The organism is Sphingobacterium sp. NPDC055346 (assembly GCF_053645235.1).
On record NZ_JBSHMI010000006.1, the window covers coordinates 94,628 to 115,982 of the forward strand.

A 21,355-nucleotide genomic window follows, 5' to 3' on the forward strand; every position below is an offset into this window, starting at 1 on the left:
GCTAAGGTTTATTCATCCTCGAATTTTGGGTTCTGATTACGGAAATGGAAAACAATTTCCCAATCTCCCTTTTTATAGATCGCGAAGTTCAGTCCAAATTGACCCACTGTGCGCCCGCCTCCAAATCCCAATCGAGAATAAGAGAATGACACATGTGCCCCGCCCGCATCTGAAAAGTCTGTGCGATAAGGCGTCAATGGAATCGGATAAGCCACATCATATTGCACATATTCGGGGGTCATCACTTTATTGAATCCATGAACTAAGAAGTCCCATCTGGTTTCATTGAATTTCACGGGATTGATAAACTTACCGTCAGCACCCATGAACTTGAAACGTAAGCTGTTGCCTTTGCCGCCAGAAAATGGACGGATGTAAACTACCACATCTTTTTGGATGTTATTGTTGACCAAAGGCAATTGGGTTCTTTCGCCAATTACATTGTTTAAGAAACTTGGGATGATATAATCCTGTCTGGTGGTATCCTTAGGCCGCAGTGGATCTGGAGCTTTTCCTCCTGTATAGGGATTGATGTCCGTCGATGGAAAATAAGGGATCTCACGCCAAGGGATAAATTGGAAATCCTTGATGATCTGTGTACCGCCTGAGTTCTGAACCTTCAGGTCAAAGAAACGGATATCTTGTGTTTTCAAGACCGTATCGACAGGTCTTGGTTTGATGATCGCATTTGTTGCCCCTGCCCATAAAATCATTCGGCCATTGCTGTCTACTTCGAATGCTGGTTTTTCAACCAATCTTCTCTTCGCCTCAATTTCAGCTAGGGATTTTTCCTTGCCATCATATTCCTGGATCCATTCATAGGTTTGGACTTTGGTAAATAGGTCTGTCACTGGACGACCGTCTCCATACCTAGCATTGACAATTTCAAACTTCATCGGTAGGGTAGAGTTGTCCTCAGATAGGGAGGTAAAGACATTGTTCCTGCCTAGGGTAGGCTCAATGATCTTGATGATATAATTGATGTTTTCGCTTATAAAATCCCTGTCTTCAGGAAGGTCGTACATTTTCGAACATGCAGTAAATAATCCATAACTCCCTATAAAGAGACAGAGCAATCGGATACTATTTTTGATTTTCATTTTTCTTCAATTAAGGTTAATAGATTATTTAGTTCCTTTATTTACGCTCCAGTCGGCCAATTGGAATAGATCTCCAGAACGAACGCGTTGTACATTTAACCTGTAAAACTTGTATGCTTTGGTGTTATTGATCCAGAAGACCCTTTGTTGGAACCTCGATGTAAATTCTTCGCCTGATTTAGAATCCAGTGTTACCCAGTTTTCTCCATCATCAGATGCTGTCAAGGTCCAGTCAATTGGATCCCTTTCAACCGCATCGTTGGCTGAGGTTAGGGTATAGGAGTTAGCTGCAGTTGCTGTGTTTAGTTCTACTTGCATCCAGTTACCACCGAAGCTACCTAACAGGTACTTGGTTTCTGGGTTGCCATCAAACACATATTTTGAAGCTTCTACTGCATTGACACCACCATCGTTTTCGCGTGATACCGAGAATTTACCTCCTACGGTTACAAATAAGTTTGGTGGAGGTGGGATGTAGGTCAATCGGGTCACAAAGTCGTTGAAACCGAAAACATGGTTTGGAGAAACAACGTGGATCATCCCGTTCTTTGCTTCGATATTGATGGAAGCAGTGGTTGCGGTAATCCAGTTTCTGGTGAACTGACTATTCTTGGTGTCCGAGTATTCAATGACCTTAGGGCCGCCGCTTTCAAATCCTGATGAGGTCGCTGTGGTTAATTTAGCGTTCATCGTTCTTTTGAATTTGTAGTCATGCAGTTGGATTCCATCTTTCATCATCATGGAATCACTAGGGTAGAAGCCTTTGATCAGGTATTGAGCCATCATGGTATCCAATTGTAGGAGGTCCACATTGGATAAATATTCCAAAGGTTTATCCGATTCTTTGCGGGTATTGTTGAGGTTTTCGATTGCTAATTGAAAGCTCTGGTTAGTTGGTGCAAAGAAGGTGTATTTATCATTAGAAGCGAGCACAGCTTGCATTTTTGTGCGATCCAATACTTTCAGTAGGGAGTCAAAAACGCCGGGCTTACTTTGAAGGTACTCCAAAATAGTACCATCATAAGTCACCTTATTTACCGTCTCGTTGTAATATCCATTGTCTTTGGTGCATCCGCTAACCAAAATCAAGGAGAGTAAACTATAAAATAGATTGTTGACTTTCATGGTTATACGGTTTATTTCCAATATTCATTTTGGGTTAATAATTTGTTCTGGGTCAAGACTTGGGCAGAGATCGGCCAATATTGTCCTTTGGAACGGATCAGATTGCTCAAATCTGAATTGTCATTCTTGATCTTGTACTGTCTGACCATATCGTACCAACGATGCCCTTCACCCATCAGCTCCCGGTTTCTTTCTTGGAAGATCGCATCGATCAAGTCTCCATTTTTCGCTGCTGAATAGTTCGTAAGCCCTCTTCTTTCGCGGATGGTATTCAATAGGTCGATTGCTCCTGCTTGCTCACCAATTACCGCCAATGATTCTGCACGCAATAGGTACATGTCTTCAAGACGGGTGATAATGGTGGCACTGGAATAGAACCTGAATGTTGGGTCTGTTACTCCACCCATGATACATTTCACTTTGCTGAAGATAGGATACTGTCCATTGAAGTTTTTGAAATAAACCTCGGTTACAGGATTTCCTAGGGTATCAGCAGAGAAGCGTTCATCAGTAGATTCATTGAAGATGGAAAGGATCTTGTCTTTGGACATGTACATATCCGGGATACTTTTGTTTACCACGGGCGATGCCAAGGTTAACTCTTCAATGTGCCCTGTAAAGGAACCTTCCACATGGTTGTAGATATGTCCGAAACCTAATAACTGATTCCGGTTTTTATCGTAGAAGAATCCATTTGGATCTGTTAGGTTATTGGTAGGGAGTAAAGTCAAGCTACCTTTCTGTTGATTGTCGATAACAAATTTAGCGTATGCTGCAGCATCAGGGTAATTACTCTGCCAGGCTGCAACATGGGCTAAAATGGCATAAGCTGTAGTTTTACGAGCTAAGGCGCCGTCCCATCTGCTGTTGGATTCGTTGTAGTAATTTCCTTGTTGCTGCGGGTCATTGGAGCTAAAAAGGAACGGAAGATCATCTGCTGCCTTTTGCAATTCCTGTTCTACAAAGGCCAATATCTTGCTCTGATCTTCGCGAGGTTGATCATCAAAAGTACCTTCTTTAGAAGAGACGATCAATGGAACGTCTCCCCAAATGCGTACCATATAGAAATAGGCAAAGGCACGTAGGAAACGGGCTTGTGCGATATCCACCACCATATTGTTGTTGGTATAGCGTTGGTCATTGTCCTTTACCTCCTGGATTCGTTCTAGGAAGATATTGGCAGCATTCACTACTGCGTACCAACGTCTCCAGCTCTTTAGGTCGTTCATTACACCGAAAGAAGCATTCAGGTCGTGTTTGGCGATAGCTTTCAAGTCTTGGCGGATAGGCACGGAGAACTCTCCGGAACGTACATCGCCATAGATCCAATGTGCATTGTTATCATTCAGGGCGGATTTGGTCAATCCGTAAACTCCCATTAGGGCCGCTCTGGAATCCTCCATGCTAAGCCACATATTTTCTTCTGAAACCAATCGAGTGGAATTGATGTCCAGCATTTTCTTGCAGGACACGAAAACTTGGCTCAATACGATTAAAATGATTAATATTCTTTTCATGATCGGTTACAGTTTAAGTTTGAATCCTAAGGCAAATGTTCTTGGAATCGGAAGGGAATAACCTTGGTCGTAACCCATGTAATTCACCAGTTCTGGATCCCTTCCAGAATATTTGCTGACAGTAAATAAATTGTTGGCAGATAAATAGACATATAAATCTCCCTTTTGGCCTAAACGGTTTCCAACGATATCCCTGAAATTATAGCCTAAGGTTACTGTTCTAAGTTTCAAGAAAGAACCATCCTCAAGGAATAGGGATTGATTGGTTTGGAATGGCGCAACGGATGACCATGGGTTGTAAAGTGGATATTGATCATAATCCCCTCTTTTCTCCCAGTAGGTGATCTCTTTGATGGAATTTATGCTGCTGGCATTCTCATTTTCAATAAAGTTGAAACGGTTTGACATCTCTTGGTTGACAATCTTTCTTCCAAGGTTGAAGTAGAAGTTCAGGTTCAAGTCAAAGTTTTTGTAAGCAACCATATTGTTCCATGAACCGCTAAGCTTAGGGATGATGTTGCCTTGTAGGACTTTATCCTCTTTGCTGATCTGGTTATCCCCATTGGTATCAGACCAGATTGGATCACCAGCTTTCAAGATGATACCATTGTAGGTCATTCGTTGACCGCCAGATTGCGGAACTTCTTGGTCTGTTTGGTACATTCCGTTGTTTTCATATAACCAGAAGGCATCGATTCTCTCACCAACTTTCAATAATCGGTCGTTTACTTCGATTTCATCCAGGTTATTTGGCAATGCCAATAGCTTATTTGTGTTTACGCCTAATACTAACCCGGTGTTCCAGATGATCTTGTCATTTTGTACTACATTTCCTGAAGCAGTAAGGTCGATACCCATATTGCGGACATCCATTCCAGCTTCATATTGATAGTCATAACCGAAGTCTTTCTTACCTGGCAACATGATCAACTGATCTTTGCTGTCGCGAAGGTAGGCATCAAGGGAAACTTGGATATCGCGGTTCTTGAAACCTAGGTCAAAACCTAAGTTCAGGTTATCCGAATAGCTCCAAGGAAGGTCATATCCCACCCAGCCTATATTATATGGACGAACCAATGCCGCAAAGCCATTGTATCCCGGAACGATTGCATTACCGGTATAGCCAATTTCTGAAGTATAGCTAGGTCCTTGTCCGTAATTATCATACAGATTATAGTGACCCATCCTTCCTACGCTGGCTCTGATATTAAATAGGCTAACGGATTCGTTGTCCTTCATGAAGTCATTCTTCGCATTCCATCCTAAGGCTAGGATAGGAGAGAAGAACCATCTTGTAGTCGGTTGTGCATTTGATGATGCATCGTAACGAAGTGTCAATGCAGCGGTATAGGATTCATTATAGGTATAAGATGCTTTACCGTATAGATTGACCATGTTGTGCTTGGTTCTGTCCAAGAACTTATAGACCAATTGTCTAGGGAAAGCAGTAGGATTTAGATAGTTCCCATTGTTTGGATCTGACTCCAATAGGTTAAGTTTGATGAAGTCATTGACACCTTTGTATGCATAGGCATAGTTGTATTTATAGGTATCCCACATCAAGGTGTTGCCAGCTTCGAAATAGAAATAGTTTGCATCGTTTTCTATATCGTAAGAAACTTGGTTGTCCACCAATAAGCGTTGATTGTAACCATAGTAGTTAGAAGCGAAATTACTTTTCTCTAAGATGGTGCTTGGGTAGAAAAGGTCGCGGTAGCCTTCGTTGTAATCAACGGCAAACTTGCTACGGATCTTTAAGGCTCCAACATTTACCTGTAAACGGAAGAATCCTTCCAGGATATTGCTGAAGTTATTGTCAAAGCTCTTGTCGAATTCCTTTAGATAGGAATCATAAACTTCCTTGTTAGGAGCAAGTGGAGCACCTAGGTCAGGAAGATAACCCATCATGGCAAATCTGTTGCGCAAGTTTCTGTTGCGGTCCCTGTTCAATCGCGAAGCATTGAAAAGGGTTTCAAAGTTTAGCCATTTGAAAGGTCTCAGGTTCAAGAAGAAACGAGCATTGTACTTGTCAAATTTAGTGTCATCCGCTACTCCTGAGGTTTTCACATTTCCCAGAGAGAACTGGAAGGTAGCACGAGGCTGACCACCAGAGATATTGGCATTGACACCATGGTTCAGTCCATTGGAATAATAGCTATCAGACCAGTTTGATGGTCCATAGTAATCGTTATTTAAGGAGTCACTTAAATAGATTGGATAGACATCGTCCTGGTTGTATTTACCATTGGTGGTGTAGAGGTCATAAAATTGCTTCCTAAAGGAATTTTCATAGGCACCGTTTATGGTAGTGACACGAGGGCGTTGAGACATTCCGATATAACTGTTTACCGTTATTCTTTTGTCGCCATCACCTTCAGTCTTCCTCGACGTGATCTCAATGACTCCGTTAGCCCCAAGCGGACCATAGGTTGCAACTGCCGAAAGGTCTTTTAATACCTTGATGCTTTGGATGTTGTCGAAATCAATGTTGCCCAGGAGGTTGTTTTCGGTTCCGATACGTTCGATGTCATAGTTTTGCACATCAAACGCAAAAGGATGTTCTCCGATTAAGGGAACACCATCTAGAACGACCAAGGGTTGGGTATTGTAAATATCCCTATTGCTCAGGATAGGTTTACTGATACCGCGCACGAACATCTGGATATTACTTCCAGGCTCACCGCTTGATTCAGAAACATAGACGCCTGGTAATTCACCTTTGATATACTGCTGCAAACTATTGGCAGTAATCAGCGAATTGGCTTTCATGTTCCGAAGGTTGTTGAACTTAGGTAGGTCCAGTTCATAAAGTGGCTTTAACTCCGCCAAGGTATCGACTGTAGGAATAGAATCCGTTTCGGTTGTGTCCTGCAGGGATAGGTTGGCAAAATCAACGTTATGACTATGCGCATGCCCCACGGACATAGACATAAAAATCAATAACGATTTAAACTTCCATAATACACTCATATTTGTAGTGCTGTTTATAGGTTAGTAAAATAGTAGATACTAGTAGGTTTCGGATAGCAAATCCAGAAGGGAGCTATTCGGTCAGTAAAAGGGAAATAGAAGGCTTTGCTTTAAATCCGTTAACTGCTCATAAAGTTTAAATGCAATTTTTTTTGGTTCATAATTTAAAGTTTTTGGGTAATAGGATTCCAGTACAGCAATGGTTAATTGTGTTTAGTTTGGGTAAAAATTAAACAAGATTTCCTTTAATTAGCCGGAAAATAAATTGCAGGTTGTTGTAGGTAAAAATAAGTTCATAAAGTGACTGTTAGTATTAGTTTTGTTAATGGTCAAGACTAATTTATAAATTAAAAACGTTTTAGCAAATTTTTTTTAAAAAAATAAAGATTCCTGTCCAAATCTGCTTTAACGTTAAAGTGGATTTAGATCTATTGTAACATAGAAAAGTTAAACTAAACTTTGGTCTTATTTATTCAACTGCCAAGAAAGAATTCTGTTTATCTTGTTGCCTTGATTCATTTGTGTCACTTTTACCCCCTCTGTTTTGTGGTATTCGAGGATAGCTTTTAACGGCTTCAGGTTGTCTTTATCTGAGACCAGAACCGAACATGTACCAATTTGATCTCTTAAGTCAAAGCTTTCATAGATCATGTTACTAATGAACTTCTTTTCACCACCTGGGAACCAAAGCTCGTTCGAAAGACCTTGGAAATTGGTTTTCGTGCTTTCAGCTTCCTGATGGAGCTTCTGGTTTTTCTTTAGGACCGTCTGCCTATAGTCTTCACGCGATTTGTAGAATGGGGGATTACAAAGTATGGCGTCGAAATATTCATTGGGTTGAATAATTCCTTTCAGGATATGGTCACTGTTCTCTTGCTGTCTTATCTTGATTCCTTTTTTCAGATAAGGATTGTCATTCAGGATCTTGTGGGCATGCTGTATGGAAGGGATGTGGGTATCGGATGCCACAAAGTTCCAATGGTATTCCAAGAAGCCTAGAATAGGGTAAATAAGACTAGAGCCAGTGCCAATATCCAGCACATTGACTTTCTTAGGGTTTTTAGGCTGGATGAGGTCAGCTAAATAATGGATATAATTCAATCTACCCGGAATGGAAGGGCAGAGGCTGCCGTTCAATAGGTCCCAGTTGTTGACCTTGTATTCTGATTCCAATAAAGCTTTGTTCAAAAGGAAAACAGATTCAGGATCTCTAAAGTCTAGGGATTGACGGCCATCAGGAAGTACAACGATGTGTTTCTTCAATTGGTGAACATGTTTGATCAGTTTCTTGAAGTCATAATCCTGATTGAACTTATTGCGCGGGTGTAGATTTTTTGAGTTTTTTTCCATTATTTTTACTGTGCACAAAGATATCTATTAATTAAGTAAATATGATCGAATCCAATATTTTATTGGTCATGATTCTCTTCTTTTTCATGTCCATGCTATTTGTAGTTTCTCAGCGATTCAAGATTTCTTATCCTATCTTGTTGGTAATCGGTGGATTAGCGATTTCCTTGATTCCAGGATTACCCGAGTTCAGTATAAACCCCGATGTGGTGTTTTTGGTTTTCCTGCCGCCCTTATTATTTGAAGCAGCATGGTATACCTCATGGAATAGTTTCTGGAGCAACCGCAGGTCTATCCTGACCATGGGCTTCGGACTTGTCTTTGTTACTTCCATAGCTGTTGCATATTTATCTGTCAATTTAATTCCGGGATTTACGCTTGCATTAGGATTCCTATTGGGCGGTATTATTTCTCCTCCCGATGCTGTTGCGGCAACTTCTGTCCTCAAGGGAGTGAGCATGCCAAAGCGTGGGGTCACTTTGTTGGAAGGAGAGAGCTTGGTCAATGATGCAGCTTCCCTAACGGTATTCAGGATGGCTTTGGCGGTCATTATGACCGGAGCTTTTACCATGCAGGAAGCAGTGGTTGGATTTTTTTTACTCGCCGTTATGGGAGTATTCGTGGGACTGGTCATCGCCAATATCCTATTCTATTTCTTGAAATACATTGCCAAAGCATCCAGCATAACTACTCCGATCACCCTGATCGCGCCCTACATTATGTACATCGTTGCGGAGCACTTCGAATGGTCAGGTGTATTGGCCGTGGTTTCCGGTGGATTGTTCCTTTCCTATCGATCCAAAGACTACATGGATTATAATACCCGGATCCAGACGCGTGAGGTCTGGGAAACCGTCGGATTCCTATTGAATGGTTTTGTGTTTATTTTGATTGGCTTGGAACTTCCCATTATCATTGATGGTATAGAAAGCGTATCCACCTCTTGGGCGATTGAAATAGCACTGATCATCACTTTGGTAATCATTGTAATCCGAATCGCATATATTTATATCGTCAATTATGTTCCCCGGATATTTCCTAAGGTCCGTAAGAAAGAACCATCACCAGGATGGAAAATGCCATTGATCTTAGGTTGGGCTGGAATGCGCGGTGTGGTATCCTTAGCCTCTGCCTTGGCGATTCCGATCTATGCTTCCAGTGGCCAGCATTTCCCGCACCGTAACCTGATCCTATTCATCACCTTCGTGGTCATTTTGATAACCTTGGTCGTGCAGGGCTTAAGTTTGCCTTGGCTGATCAAATTGGTCAATCTAGATGGAAAGTCCTCAGAGATTCCAGAGGAGGCACAGATAGAAGCTATCAGATATCGATTAGTGAAGGAAGAAATGGAATTGCTAAAAACTAAGTATGCTACAGAGCTCGAAGAAAGCAATACCGTAAAAGCTATTAATCTATCTTTAAAGCGCAGCTTAGAATCTACCGCCACCAACTTAAGTAGCGAGTCGAAGATCAAGATTGCGAATGAAAGGGGGCTGTATAAGCAGGTGATGCAGGATCTGATCAATGTGAGGAGGGATGTAATCTATACCTTGGTCAGCGAAAAGAATTATGACGAATCTATATTGAAGTCTTTGGAACATAATCTCGATCTAGAGGAATCCAGGTTGAATAGGAGATAAAAGAAGAAAAGGATTTTTACCCTGTTGGATAGAATTTCCTTTTTATCCATCGTTTACTTTATGCAATCCAGTTTACTTTTTCATCATATCAATACAAAAGGTAAGGATTATGAAAAGGTTCGGGATTTATACATTGCTAATCATATTGATGGTGGCATGTAGGCAGAAAAAGGAAACAAATAATATCTCAGGGAAAGAGTTCTTAGAAAGCGTATTTCCGACTTATTCCCCAATTGGAGCTGAATTCTCCAAGGTTGTGGATGCGGTGGTTGAATTTGATACAGCAAGGTATGTTCTTGATAAAAATTTAGATCTTAAATTCTACGATCCTAAGTTTGGGAGAGGATACTACAATTCCAGCTTAGGTAGCGAATTTGATATGGAGTCTCAGCTATCTGTTCTTGAGTTGGCATCCGAGAAACTATCCAGTGACATAAAAGATTTCAATGCCTATCAAACCCAATTATTGGATACTGAAGATTACCCCAACTATACCAAGTTGTCCAAAATCTTGAAACCAATACAGAACGGCAAACATAACAATTTGGCATACCTCATTGAATTCTATTCTTTCGAAAAGCCACTGTTCACTGCTGATAAGAAAAAAGCTTTGATCCACACCTATTACCACTGTGGAATAATGTGCGGGCATGGTTTTGTATACTTTCTCGAATTGATTGATGGAAAATGGAAAGTTATAGGCTATGACTACTCTTATGATACATAAGGGTAGTTATTTGCACTATTTTTTTGGATTATGGATGTTGAAAAACTCTTTTGTAGCATTAGCTTTATCCAGATCATAGAAGTATCCTTGGACCTTTGAAACAGCTTGAGCCATTCTATCAAAGATATCGATCAATTTGCCGCAGGCTATCCAGTTTTCTTCCATATCCGCCCCGGCAAAAGTTGCTCCCAATTCTTCCCATTCCGCTGTGTTTAGGTATTTCTTGAACAGTCGACCATACTTATTCGTTGTCACGTCCCATTGATTTCTACTACCGATATACCATTCGATCATAGGGATAAAATATTCAACCCGAATGATCTTTTCAACCATAAACTTGAGGTAGAACAGGTCCCCACGGACCAGACATTTCGGAAGATAGGTCACATCCCAAAAGAAATCCGCAACGATCTTTTGGAATTCTTCTTCAGTAGGTTCTTTGATAATACTGACCTCATAGGTCGGATGCTGTAAACCTTTGCAAAGACCTTCCTTATCGATCAAGATTTCATAACCGATATCCCAATCCTCAGGAAGTTCATCAGCCAATACTTCAGCTTTAAATTGCTCCACGCTATAGATCTTGAAATCAACTTTTACCCCATCCCAATATTGCACCATCTTCATGGCATGCTTCCCGTCAAAGGCTTCAATTCCTTCCTCGTAAACATTCAGGGGATCTCCAAAAAGATCAATCCAATCCTTAGATTCTAGATAGGGTGTAGGATCAAGGAAAACAAGCTCGATGTCCAAATCAGAGAAATCATCTACTGGAGCCAAGGGGTTGACCAAGGAGCTCGTCAGCAATGCTGCTCGAATGTCTTCATTGCTTCTGGTCCAAGCCTTAATTGCTGCTAATTTTTCATCTCTTGCTTTCATGGGCATTTCCTCAGATTTTAAGTTAACAAAAAAATCCCAATGCTGAAGGCATCGGGATTTTTCTTAACTATTACGTTATTCCAACTTATTTGCTTTGGTTGTCAATCCATTTACGGGCATTAACGAAAGCTTCTAACCAAGGAGAAACCTCGTCTTTGCGACCATCAGGATAATTTGCCCAGTTCCATTGGAAAACTGAACGCTCGATGTGTGGCATGGTTACCAAGTGGCGACCAGTTTTGTCACTCATCATTGCCGTATTGAAATCCGATCCGTTTGGATTGTGTGGATATTGATCGTAAGCATATTTCGCTACGATGTTATATTGATCCTCTTGGTTTGGCAAATTGAATTTTCCTTCACCATGAGAGATCCAAACACCTAATGTTGAACCCGCAAGGGTAGACAACATGACCGAGTTGTTTTCCTGTATCTTCACCGACACAAAGTTTGATTCGTGTTTTTGGGAAGTGTTATGCAGCATCTTACCGTGAACCTCATGCTCTGGGTTGATCAATTCCAACTCCATGAACAACTGACATCCATTACAGATACCCACAGAAAGGGTGTCAGGACGTGCAAAGAAGTTTTCAAGAGCAGTCTTAGCCTTTTCATTGTAAAGGAAAGCACCTGCCCAACCTTTTGCCGAACCCAAAACGTCAGAGTTCGAGAAACCTCCCACAGCACCGATGAACTGGATATCTTCCAATGTTTCGCGACCTGAGATCAAGTCCGTCATGTGAACATCCTTCACATCAAATCCTGCAAGGAACATCGCATTCGCCATCTCTCTTTCCGAGTTTGATCCTTTTTCACGGATGATCGCTGCCTTAGGACGAGCTTTGCTTCCGTCAATCACTGGTTTTTTACCATCAAATTGAGCAGGGAAGTTATATCTCAAAGGCTGATTTTTATAGTTCTTGAAACGCTCGTCAGCAGTTCCGTTTTTCGATTGCTTTTGATCCAATAAGTACGAAGTCTTGAACCAAGTATCTCTGGTTTCAGCCACATCAAAGCTGAATGAATCTGTATTGTTTTTGATGCTCACGGAAGTACCGTTGATCGCCTTACCGATTTTGAAAGCTTCAACACCCGCTTCAGCCAATGCTTTTTCAAATGCCGCATCTTCTTTCGCCTGTAGTACCAGACCGATGTTTTCATTGAACAAGGCTTTTACACTGTCTGCTTCGTTCAAGCTTGAAAGATCGTATTCAGCAGCTAAATCCACATCTGCAAAACATAGTTCCAATAAAGAAGTAATTAAACCACCAGAACCGATGTCATGACCTGCAGCAACCTGACCTTTGTTTATCAATTCCTGAACCGCATTAAATGCTTTCTTGAAGTAGTGTGCATCCTGAATGGTCGGAACATCCGAACCAATTTTGTTCAATACCTGAGCGAATGTAGAGCCTCCAAGTTTGAAGCTATCCTGAGAAAGGTTGATATAATAGATAGAACCAGCGTTTTTCTTCAATACAGGCTCCACTACTTTGTTGATGTCGGTACAGTTACCACCAGCAGAAATAATAACCGTTCCAGGAGCGATTACGTGCTCACCATTCGGATATTTCTGTTTCATGGAAAGTGAATCCTTTCCAGTAGGGATATTGATACCTAATTCGATTGCAAAGTCAGAACATCCCTGTACCGCTTGGTACAATCTTGCATCTTCACCTTCGTTGTTACAAGCCCACATCCAGTTTGCCGAAAGGGAAACACCATTCAGGCCATTATAGATAGGAGCGAAGACCAAGTTAGAAAGCGCTTCACCGATAGCATTTCTCGATCCAGCAACTGGATCAACCAAAGCTACCAAAGGTGCATGTCCAACTGTCGTAGCGATACCCTCTTTAGATTTATAATCCAAGGCCATTACCCCAACGTTGTTCAATGGCAATTGCAAAGGTCCGGCACATTGCTGTTTCGCAACACGGCCACCCACACAACGGTCCACCTTATTGGTCAACCAATCTTTAGCAGCAACTGCTTCCAATTGAAGGACTTGGTTTAGGTAATTAGGACCCTCGTTTACAGTATACTCTAGGTCAGCATAATTGCGCTGTACCTTTTTATCGTTCATGATTGTTTTAGGCGAAGAACCAAAGAAATCCTCTAGGGCATAATCCATAGGTTTCTCACCAGTTTTCTTTGATTCGAAAGTAAAGCGATGATCAGCAGTCACATCACCAACAGTGTACATTGGCGAGCGCTCGCGGTCAGCAACCGTCTTCAATTTCTCGATATCCTCATCTGCAATCACCAAGCCCATACGTTCTTGAGATTCATTACCGATGATTTCTTTAGCAGAAAGGGTAGGGTCTCCAACCGGAAGCTTATCCAAGTCGATCAGACCACCTGAATTTTCCACCAATTCAGAAAGACAGTTCAAGTGTCCACCGGCACCATGGTCATGGATGGAAACGATAGGGTTTACATCACTTTCCACAAAAGCTCGGATAGCATTGGCAGCACGCTTTTGCATCTCTGGATTAGAACGTTGGATGGCGTTCAATTCAATACCTGAACCGAATGCACCTGTATCCGCTGAGGATACCGCTGCACCACCCATACCGATGCGGTAGTTCTCACCACCTAGGATCACAATCTTATCTCCAGCTTGTGGCTCATGTTTCTTGGCCTGGTTCAACTTGCCATAACCGATACCACCAGCTTGCATGATTACTTTATCATACCCCAACTTACGACCATCCTCTTCATGTTCAAAAGTAAGGACAGAACCCGTGATCAATGGTTGGCCGAATTTATTTCCAAAATCAGAAGCACCATTGGATGCCTTGATCAAGATGTCCATTGGCGTTTGGTACAACCATTTTCTTTCTTCCATTGCTTTTTCCCATGGGCGGTCATTCAACAGACGTGAATAGGCTGTCATGTAGATTGCCGTTCCAGCAAGCGGAAGTGCACCTTGACCACCAGCTAGACGGTCACGGATCTCACCACCCGAACCTGTTGCGGCTCCTGCGAATGGCTCAACCGTAGTTGGGAAGTTATGGGTTTCAGCTTTCAATGAAATAACCGAATCGAAATCCTTCTCTTCATAGAAATCTGGTTTGTCTGCTGTTTTAGGAGCAAACTGCGTTACTTTAGGACCTTTGATAAAGGCCACATTATCTTTATAGGCAGAAACAATCTCATTCGGATTGGTCTCTGAAGTTTTCTTGATTAATTTAAATAGGGATGTAGGCTGTTCCTCACCATCGATCACGAAAGTACCGTTGAAGATCTTGTGACGACAGTGTTCAGAGTTTGCTTGTGAGAAAGCGAAAACCTCAGAATCCGTCAGCTTACGGCCAATCTTTTCAGCTAGCTTGTTTAGATATTCTACTTCTTCAGGGCTCAATGCCAAGCCTTCCGACTGGTTGTAAGCCTCGATGTCATCGATATCCAAAATTGGTTCAGGGCTGATGTTGATGGTAAACATATCCTGAGTCAAGGCACTGAACTTTTGGGAAATCATCGGATCGAAATCCTTGAAATCTTCCGTAACCTTTTGAAACTCTTCGATACGAATAATCCCGCTGATTCCCATGTTCTGGGTAATCTCTACGGCGTTGGTGCTCCAAGGAGTTACCATAGCGGCTCTCGGACCTACATAGTAGTCGTTAAGCGTTTGTTCGTCGAGTTTTTTAGAATTGCCGAAAAGCCAGTTTAGTTTGGAGATATCTTCAGTAGATAAATCATTTTGGGTTTGAACAGCATAAACTGTGTTCAATGGGTTCACGAAGAAATGAATCATTATTAAAGTGAATTTGAACGTCCTTCAATTATTCTGCAAAGTTACGTAATATTTTAAGAATAAACCGGCTGAAAAAGGCATCTTTTTGCTAAGGATTCCGCTTTTTGAGCCGGATAGCTCATGCTACTGTCAAAATGTGATTTTTGCTCACAAAATATTACATTTGTAGAATGGCTTTAAGGCGGATTAACAAAGTGCAACGTCGAAAATTATCCATTTTCCTGCGTTGTATCATCATTTCATTTTTAGCTTGGACCTTGTTTGCAATTTCCAGTGATTATACCTTCACCAAAAAGGCGAGCATGTCCTATGTTAATTTGCCTGAAAACAAAGCTTTCCATCCCCTTCAATCAGATACGGTAACCGTCAAGATCAAGATGTCCGGCTGGAAGGTGTTCATGGAACGCTTGCACCCCGATACCGCAAAAATTCAGGTCGACCTTTCAGGGCTTAAATCACGGAACTTTATCGTCTTTGGTAACCAGATCGGTTTCATCAATAGGCAGTTCCCTACGGATAAGCAGGTCGTTGCCGTTTCGCCTGACACCCTTTACTTCGATTTCTCGAAACAGACCCAGCGTAAGGTTCCGGTCAAAGCCGTAGAAAGCCTGACTTTCCAAAGACAATATGGCGTGATCGGCGAAACCCGCACCAACCCCGAATATGTTACCATTACGGGCCCATTAGAAGATGTGGCCAGTATTGAATACCTGGAGACCGATACCATCAAAGGCAAAGATGTCAATACCGATGTGCGTACCGTCGCTTATTTGAATAAGCAGCAAAGAACTAACATTACAATCTATCCGACCTTTGCAGAAGTGATCGTACCGGTCGGAGAGATTACGGAGAAGGTGATCGAACTGCCGATCAAAGTGGAGAACAGCAAGGGCTATACTTCGGTTCGCGTATTGCCGAGTAAGGTTCGCGCAACCATTTTGTTGGCTGTAAAAGATTATAATAAATATACTTCTAGGGATTTTGAGGCGGTGGTGGATCTGGATGCCTGGAAAGACCATAAGGTTTCCAGCTTACCGGTCATCATTACCAAAATGCCTGATTATGTCAAGGTATTGAGCGTAGAACCTCAGAATGTTGATTTTTTTGTAAGGAGATAATATGGGTTTAAAAATCGGGATTACAGGAGGCATAGGCGTCGGAAAGAGCGTAGTGACCAAGATATTCAAGGTCTTGGGCATACCTACCTATGATGCCGATAGGGAAGCCAAGGATATCATGGTCAAGAACGATGCGGTCCGTCAATCCCTGATGCAAACTTTTGGCAAAGAGGTCTATTTTGAGGACGGTAGCCTCAATAGGGAATGGCTCGGTAAAAGGGTCTTTGCCGATGCCGAAGAACTGAAGAAACTGAATGCCATCGTTCACCCTGCCGTGATCAAGGATGGCGAAGATTGGGCAGTAGCCCAGACTTCCATATATAGTGTCAAAGAAGCTGCACTCTTATTTGAAAGCGGATCCTATAAAGCTTTGGATTTCACCATCCTGGTGGTTTCACCATTGGAACTCCGGATCGAAAGGGTGATGCAGCGCGATAAAGTGGACAGAGAAGAGGTGCTGAGAAGGATAAATAAACAGATGCCCGAAGAGGAAAAGGAAAAGCTAAGCGATTGCATCGTCTATAACGATGATGAGCATAGCCTGATTGAGCAGGTGATGGAACTGCATCAGGAATTTATTCAAGGAAAAACAAGCTAATGCAGATTATTGAAGACTTTCTAGTAAAAAGAGATAAAGGATATTATTGTTCTTATGGCGATTTCTATATAGACCCCCTATATCCGGTCAAACATGCCGTCGTTTCGCATGCCCATGGTGACCATGCGTCCCCTGGCCATAGAAATATCTATTGTACTGCGGGAACTGCCGCCATTATGCAGTACCGCTATCCCAAGCAACCCTTGGATTCTTACCATATCAAGGGATTTTCTGAATTTTTTCAGATCAATGGCGTCGATATCTATCTATATCCCGCTGGCCATATCCTTGGCAGCGCACAGATCATGATGATCTATAAAGGCGTGAGGTACCTGTATACCGGCGACTATAAGTTGCAGGAAGACCGTACCTGCGAACCTATTCAGATCGTAGAGGCAGAAGTTTTGATTACCGAAACGACTTTCGCCAATCCAGAAACCAAACATCCAGATCCTGTTTCCGAGATCATGAAACTGGATGTCAGGAGCAATATCCTCTTGGGCTGTTATTCCTTGGGGAAAGCCCAGCGTATTACCGCCCTGCTCAATGAACATCTCCCGCAGAAAGAGGTGTTATTGCACTATCAGATCATGCCTATCCATCGCATCTATGATCAATTTATTGATGTACCCTTGAAATACGAGCAGTACAACAGAAAATCCATGAAAGAAGCCGGCGACAACAAGATCTATCTGGTGCCACCACTGACCTTCAACAGTTATCGTAGGGCAAAGAATGTGCTTAAGGCATTTGCTTCGGGATGGGAGCGCTTGCAGGCTCAGAACGATATCAGCCTATTTCTGTCCGACCATGTGGACTGGAATGATATCCTATATTTTGTGGGTAAGGTAAAGCCAAAAGCTATCTGGACTTTGCACGGAGATGGTAGGGCTTTGCATGCTCACTTTTCAGAAGATATTGCAATTCGAGATATACACAGTCAAACATTTATTCCAGATTATTGTTGATAGGATTGGTAAACAATTTAGATCAACTTATGAACAAATTTTTTAGAGCACTGATAGCAGGCTGGGGCGCCAAGAAGATGGGCCTCGGATGTTTTGGAACCATAGTGGTATTTATCATAATCTATTATTTGCTCGGCTATTTGTAGGAGCAAGGTAGAACTTTGAAAATCAATCAAAAAAATATGGCTAGATGCGGAATATCTAGCCATTTTTCTGTTTAACAATAATAGCCAGGACGGCTTATATAAGAAATTGTGTAGGGAACACATGATTTCCACTTTTAATAAAATTCTTGAATCTCTCTGTTTTTCTACTGCAATTAATAGTCGTCGGTATTAAGGTTTATAGTGAAATCCCAATTGTTAGAATTCCAAATCTCTGTTTTCCGAATATATTGTATAAAAGCCAATAAATGAATACCTAACGGTAGGTATTTTACGTAATTACGTTTTTTATTTGATAACTGATTGAGTATTAATATTATAAAATTAATAAAGAGTGTAGGGTATTGTTGAAATTATGGAAATTTCAAGGTTTTGTAACGGGAAATAAGGAGAAATACGAGTGAGGAAAGGAGTAAAAATATAGGATTTTTCGTTTATTATGGAGAGTTGATTTGTGGTAAATTTATGAAAATGAGGATGTTAAATCCTTAAATTTTCGCTTTCATGGAATTGAAAAAGCAAAACTTTTAGAAACAAAAAAATCCTCAATTTTCATTGAGGATTTTTTCTGTGGTGCCAGCTGGATTCGAACCAGCGACACAAGGATTTTCAGTCCTTTGCTCTACCAACTGAGCTATGGCACCTTCAAGTTTTTGTTTTTACAATCTGTTACTTGTCAGATTTTTGGTGGTGCCAGCTGGATTCGAACCAGCGACACAAGGATTTTCAGTCCTTTGCTCTACCAACTGAGCTATGGCACCTTTTTTTTGACATGTCCGTTACCGAACTTGCGATGCAAATATACCGTCCTTTTTCGAATTCTAAAACTTTTGCCTTAAATATTTTCGTTGAAATATTCAAAGTCTTGATTTTGATTGAGATAAAATTACATCAAATAAACATTGGGAATGGGCAAATAACGGTATCTTTGCACTTCAATAAAATATTATGAGTAAAAAAGGAAGAGTTTTGGTAGCAATGAGCGGTGGGGTGGATAGCTCCGTGGCTGCAGTAATGCTACACGAACAAGGATATGAGGTCATCGGGATCACGATGAAAACATGGGATTATGCTAGTTCCGGCGGCTCTTCAAAGGAAACAGGATGTTGTAGTCTGGACAGTATCAATGATGCTAGGACATTGGCTGTAAACTATGGCTTCCCGCATTACATCCTTGATATTCGTTCAGAATTTGGAGATTATGTGATTGACAATTTTGTTGATGAATATATTGCCGGAAGAACTCCGAATCCATGTGTGCTGTGCAATACCCATATCAAATGGGAAGCACTGATGAAGCGTGCCGATAAATTGGACTGTGAATTTATTGCAACCGGTCACTATGCGAATATCCGCATGCATGACAACGGTAGACATGTGATCTCCAAGGGTAAGGACGAAAACAAAGACCAGTCGTATGTACTTTGGGGCGTTTCCCAGGAGAACTTGGCAAGGACGCAGTTTCCTTTGGGAAGTTTTACCAAAAAGGAAATCCGCCAGATGGCCCTAGATATGGACCAAAAGGAATTGGCGAATAAATCGGAGAGCTATGAGATCTGTTTTGTCCCTGACAACGATTATCGCTCCTTCTTAAGACATAAACGCCCTAGCTTGGATCAAGAGATCGGACCGGGTAATTTTATCCTTTCTGACGGTACTGTAGTTGGTCAGCATATTGGGTATCCTTATTTCACGATCGGACAGCGCAGAGGCTTGGGAATTGCCCTAGGAAAGCCAATGTTTGTGATCCAGATCTTACCGGAGTCCAATTCGGTGGTATTGGGCGAGGAACATGAACTGGAAAGAAGCCAAGCATTTGTCAAGAACATCAATCTGGTGAAATACGCATCCCTTGACGAACCGATGGAAGCGATCACCAAGATCCGTTATAAGGATTCTGGTGCTATCTCGACCTTGACCCAACAAGGAGATATCATGAAGGTGGATTTCGTCCATAATGTAAAAGGGATTGCCCCAGGTCAGTCGGCCGTATTCTATGAAGGCGATGATTTGATCGGTGGTGGTTTCTTGATGAAAGAAGAGAGATAAAATAAGATCACTTTTGTAAAAAAGTGAATTAATAAAAATGCTAAAAGGCGATGTGTTTTCCACATCGCCTTTTGTTGTTTTTGGACCATTTTTGTTTGGATTAGGAGATGAGCTTAAGGTCGGGAATGCTTTTGGTCTCATTCGAGACATATTCGGAATTTTCGCAATATGCCTCGAATGAGAGTAAAAGGATAGTAAGCTGACGTGGTCAAATTTTGATGGATTTTTGGAATTTTTTTATTGAGAAGGGCTGGGGGATGAGGGGATGGTTTTTGTATTGGTTTTTGGAAGAGGAAAGGGGATGGTCGCGAGACAAGCGGATGGGGTTTATTGAAAAATTTAGGGAATTGGTTTTGAACCAGGATGGAAGGGATGAGAGGATGGGGCAAGATTATATGTGGATTGAATAATTAGCAAAACCCCTAGCAGGGGTGAAATCTTTATAGATTTTGAAAATATATAACGTATAACCCACAGGGTGGGTGAAATCTTTTTCGATCTTTAGATTTTGATTAGAGCTTATCTGTTTTTCTGACCTTAATTATTCTATTTCAAATTTTCCAATCCAAAAGTAGCCAGTTTATCCAAGATGGGTAATGTTTTTAAGCCCAAATCGGTAAGGCTGTATTCCACTTTTGGGGGTATTTCGGGATATGATTTTTTGGAAACTAATTTGTTTGCTACCAAGGAGTTTAGTTCTTGAATCAGCATTTTTTCGCTGATTTGGGGAATGCAGCGTTTGAGCTCGCCATAACGGATTACCCTTTCGTTTATTTGAAACAGTATCAATAAGGTCCATTTACCACCCAATAATTCCAAAGATTTCCGTACAGGGCAGTTTTCGTCGGACTGCTTAATTATTTTTTTATTTTCTTCCATTTGATAATCAGTGTTTCTAACAAATAGGTAAGTACTGTACCAATAGGTAGGTACTTGTACAAAGGTAAGTAATGTTCTAATTTTGTACAATAAACATTAAAAGAAATTATTATGACAGCAAAAGAAGTAGTAATTGCATATGCTGAAGCACTGGGAAAAGGTGATGTACCGACAGCATTTTCGTATTTTTCAGAAGGCGTTAAATGGCATCAGCCAGGCGACAATCAATTTTCTGGATTGAAAAACGGTGCTGATGAGATCGGTAAAATGATTGCTGGTATGATGGAAGTTTCCAAAGGGACCTTTGCATTAACGCCAAACAGTAATTTAATGGTCAATGGTGATTTGGTTGCAATGCCTTTGCGTTTCAGCGGTTCGATAGACGAACGCAAATTGGATATGTTAGGTGTTGATCTGTTTAAAGTGGAAAATGAAAAGATTACCGAAGTTTGGTTGTTTTCAGATGACCAAGAAGCTGAAAATGCTTTTTGGGGGAAATAGTAAAATATTA

Annotated in this window: 15 protein-coding genes and 2 tRNA genes; 7 read left to right on the forward strand and 10 right to left on the reverse strand. The window is 41.4% G+C overall.

Annotated elements, in window-relative coordinates:
• Window positions 1-8: 8 nt before the first annotated feature.
• From ACWICE_RS13290 to rlmF, 5 genes are all read right to left on the reverse strand, one after another.
• The gene (locus ACWICE_RS13290; protein WP_185217547.1) at window positions 9-1,100 is read right to left on the reverse strand and encodes a DUF5007 domain-containing protein; all 1,092 of its coding nucleotides are present in this window, start codon (window positions 1,098-1,100) and stop codon (window positions 9-11) included.
• A gap of 24 nt (window positions 1,101-1,124) precedes the next feature.
• A complete protein-coding gene (locus tag ACWICE_RS13295) occupies window positions 1,125-2,225 on the reverse strand; it encodes a fasciclin domain-containing protein (RefSeq protein ID WP_185214217.1) in 1,101 nt (366 codons plus the stop codon).
• Between the two features lie 11 nt (window positions 2,226-2,236).
• Window positions 2,237-3,742 (reverse strand): RagB/SusD family nutrient uptake outer membrane protein, encoded by a 1,506-nt coding sequence (locus ACWICE_RS13300; RefSeq protein ID WP_185217546.1) that lies wholly within the window; start codon window positions 3,740-3,742, stop codon window positions 2,237-2,239.
• A gap of 6 nt (window positions 3,743-3,748) precedes the next feature.
• Complete coding sequence (locus ACWICE_RS13305; RefSeq protein ID WP_454298549.1) at window positions 3,749-6,712, reverse strand: SusC/RagA family TonB-linked outer membrane protein; 2,964 nt, start codon at window positions 6,710-6,712, stop codon at window positions 3,749-3,751.
• 465 nt (window positions 6,713-7,177) lie between these two features.
• A complete protein-coding gene (gene rlmF / locus ACWICE_RS13310) occupies window positions 7,178-8,062 on the reverse strand; it encodes a 23S rRNA (adenine(1618)-N(6))-methyltransferase RlmF (RefSeq protein ID WP_454298550.1) in 885 nt (294 codons plus the stop codon).
• 41 nt (window positions 8,063-8,103) lie between these two features.
• Here rlmF and ACWICE_RS13315 point away from each other — a divergent pair, with 41 nt between their 5' ends.
• Together ACWICE_RS13315 and ACWICE_RS13320 are read left to right on the forward strand one after the other, a co-directional pair.
• Window positions 8,104-9,702, forward strand: a complete 1,599-nt coding sequence (locus ACWICE_RS13315; protein WP_454298551.1) for a Na+/H+ antiporter — start codon at window positions 8,104-8,106, stop codon at window positions 9,700-9,702.
• Between the two features lie 109 nt (window positions 9,703-9,811).
• The gene (locus tag ACWICE_RS13320; protein ID WP_454298552.1) at window positions 9,812-10,429 is read left to right on the forward strand and encodes a hypothetical protein; all 618 of its coding nucleotides are present in this window, start codon (window positions 9,812-9,814) and stop codon (window positions 10,427-10,429) included.
• Window positions 10,430-10,444: 15 nt separating this feature from the next.
• Here the strand turns inward: ACWICE_RS13320 and ACWICE_RS13325 are convergent, their stop codons facing one another.
• Both ACWICE_RS13325 and purL read right to left on the reverse strand, forming a co-directional pair.
• Window positions 10,445-11,308 carry an aminoglycoside 6-adenylyltransferase gene (locus ACWICE_RS13325; RefSeq protein WP_454298553.1) on the reverse strand — a complete coding sequence of 288 codons (864 nt, stop codon included), beginning with the start codon at window positions 11,306-11,308 and terminating at the stop codon, window positions 10,445-10,447.
• 85 nt (window positions 11,309-11,393) lie between these two features.
• Window positions 11,394-15,068, reverse strand: coding sequence for a phosphoribosylformylglycinamidine synthase (gene purL / locus ACWICE_RS13330; protein ID WP_454298554.1), 3,675 nt, complete (start codon window positions 15,066-15,068; stop codon window positions 11,394-11,396).
• A 170-nt stretch (window positions 15,069-15,238) separates the two neighbouring features.
• Between purL and ACWICE_RS13335 the strand changes: the two genes are divergently transcribed.
• From ACWICE_RS13335 to ACWICE_RS13345, 3 genes are read left to right on the forward strand one after another with little or no spacing between them, the layout of a single operon-like run.
• A complete protein-coding gene (locus ACWICE_RS13335; protein WP_185217539.1) occupies window positions 15,239-16,186 on the forward strand; it encodes a CdaR family protein in 948 nt (315 codons plus the stop codon).
• Between the two features lies 1 nt (window position 16,187).
• Window positions 16,188-16,784, forward strand: coding sequence for a dephospho-CoA kinase (gene coaE / locus ACWICE_RS13340; protein WP_454298555.1), 597 nt, complete (start codon window positions 16,188-16,190; stop codon window positions 16,782-16,784).
• Window positions 16,784-17,752 carry an exonuclease gene (locus tag ACWICE_RS13345; protein ID WP_454298556.1) on the forward strand — a complete coding sequence of 323 codons (969 nt, stop codon included), beginning with the start codon at window positions 16,784-16,786 and terminating at the stop codon, window positions 17,750-17,752. Before coaE ends, ACWICE_RS13345 begins: the two co-directional genes overlap by 1 nt.
• Before the next feature lie 735 nt (window positions 17,753-18,487).
• Here ACWICE_RS13345 and ACWICE_RS13350 read toward each other — a convergent pair.
• Together ACWICE_RS13350 and ACWICE_RS13355 are read right to left on the reverse strand one after the other, a co-directional pair.
• Window positions 18,488-18,560, reverse strand: a tRNA-Phe gene (locus ACWICE_RS13350).
• 41 nt (window positions 18,561-18,601) lie between these two features.
• Window positions 18,602-18,677 (reverse strand) — tRNA-Phe (locus tag ACWICE_RS13355).
• A 187-nt stretch (window positions 18,678-18,864) separates the two neighbouring features.
• On the opposite strand from ACWICE_RS13355, the gene mnmA reads away from it, so the two are divergent.
• Entirely contained in the window at window positions 18,865-19,965 is a 1,101-nt protein-coding gene (gene mnmA / locus ACWICE_RS13360; RefSeq protein WP_454298557.1) for a tRNA 2-thiouridine(34) synthase MnmA, read from the forward strand.
• 546 nt (window positions 19,966-20,511) lie between these two features.
• Here mnmA and ACWICE_RS13365 read toward each other — a convergent pair.
• The gene (locus tag ACWICE_RS13365) at window positions 20,512-20,844 is read right to left on the reverse strand and encodes a winged helix-turn-helix transcriptional regulator (RefSeq protein WP_454298558.1); all 333 of its coding nucleotides are present in this window, start codon (window positions 20,842-20,844) and stop codon (window positions 20,512-20,514) included.
• Window positions 20,845-20,955: 111 nt separating this feature from the next.
• Here ACWICE_RS13365 and ACWICE_RS13370 point away from each other — a divergent pair, with 111 nt between their 5' ends.
• A complete protein-coding gene (locus ACWICE_RS13370) occupies window positions 20,956-21,345 on the forward strand; it encodes a nuclear transport factor 2 family protein (RefSeq protein ID WP_185214230.1) in 390 nt (129 codons plus the stop codon).
• Window positions 21,346-21,355 lie beyond the last annotated feature (10 nt).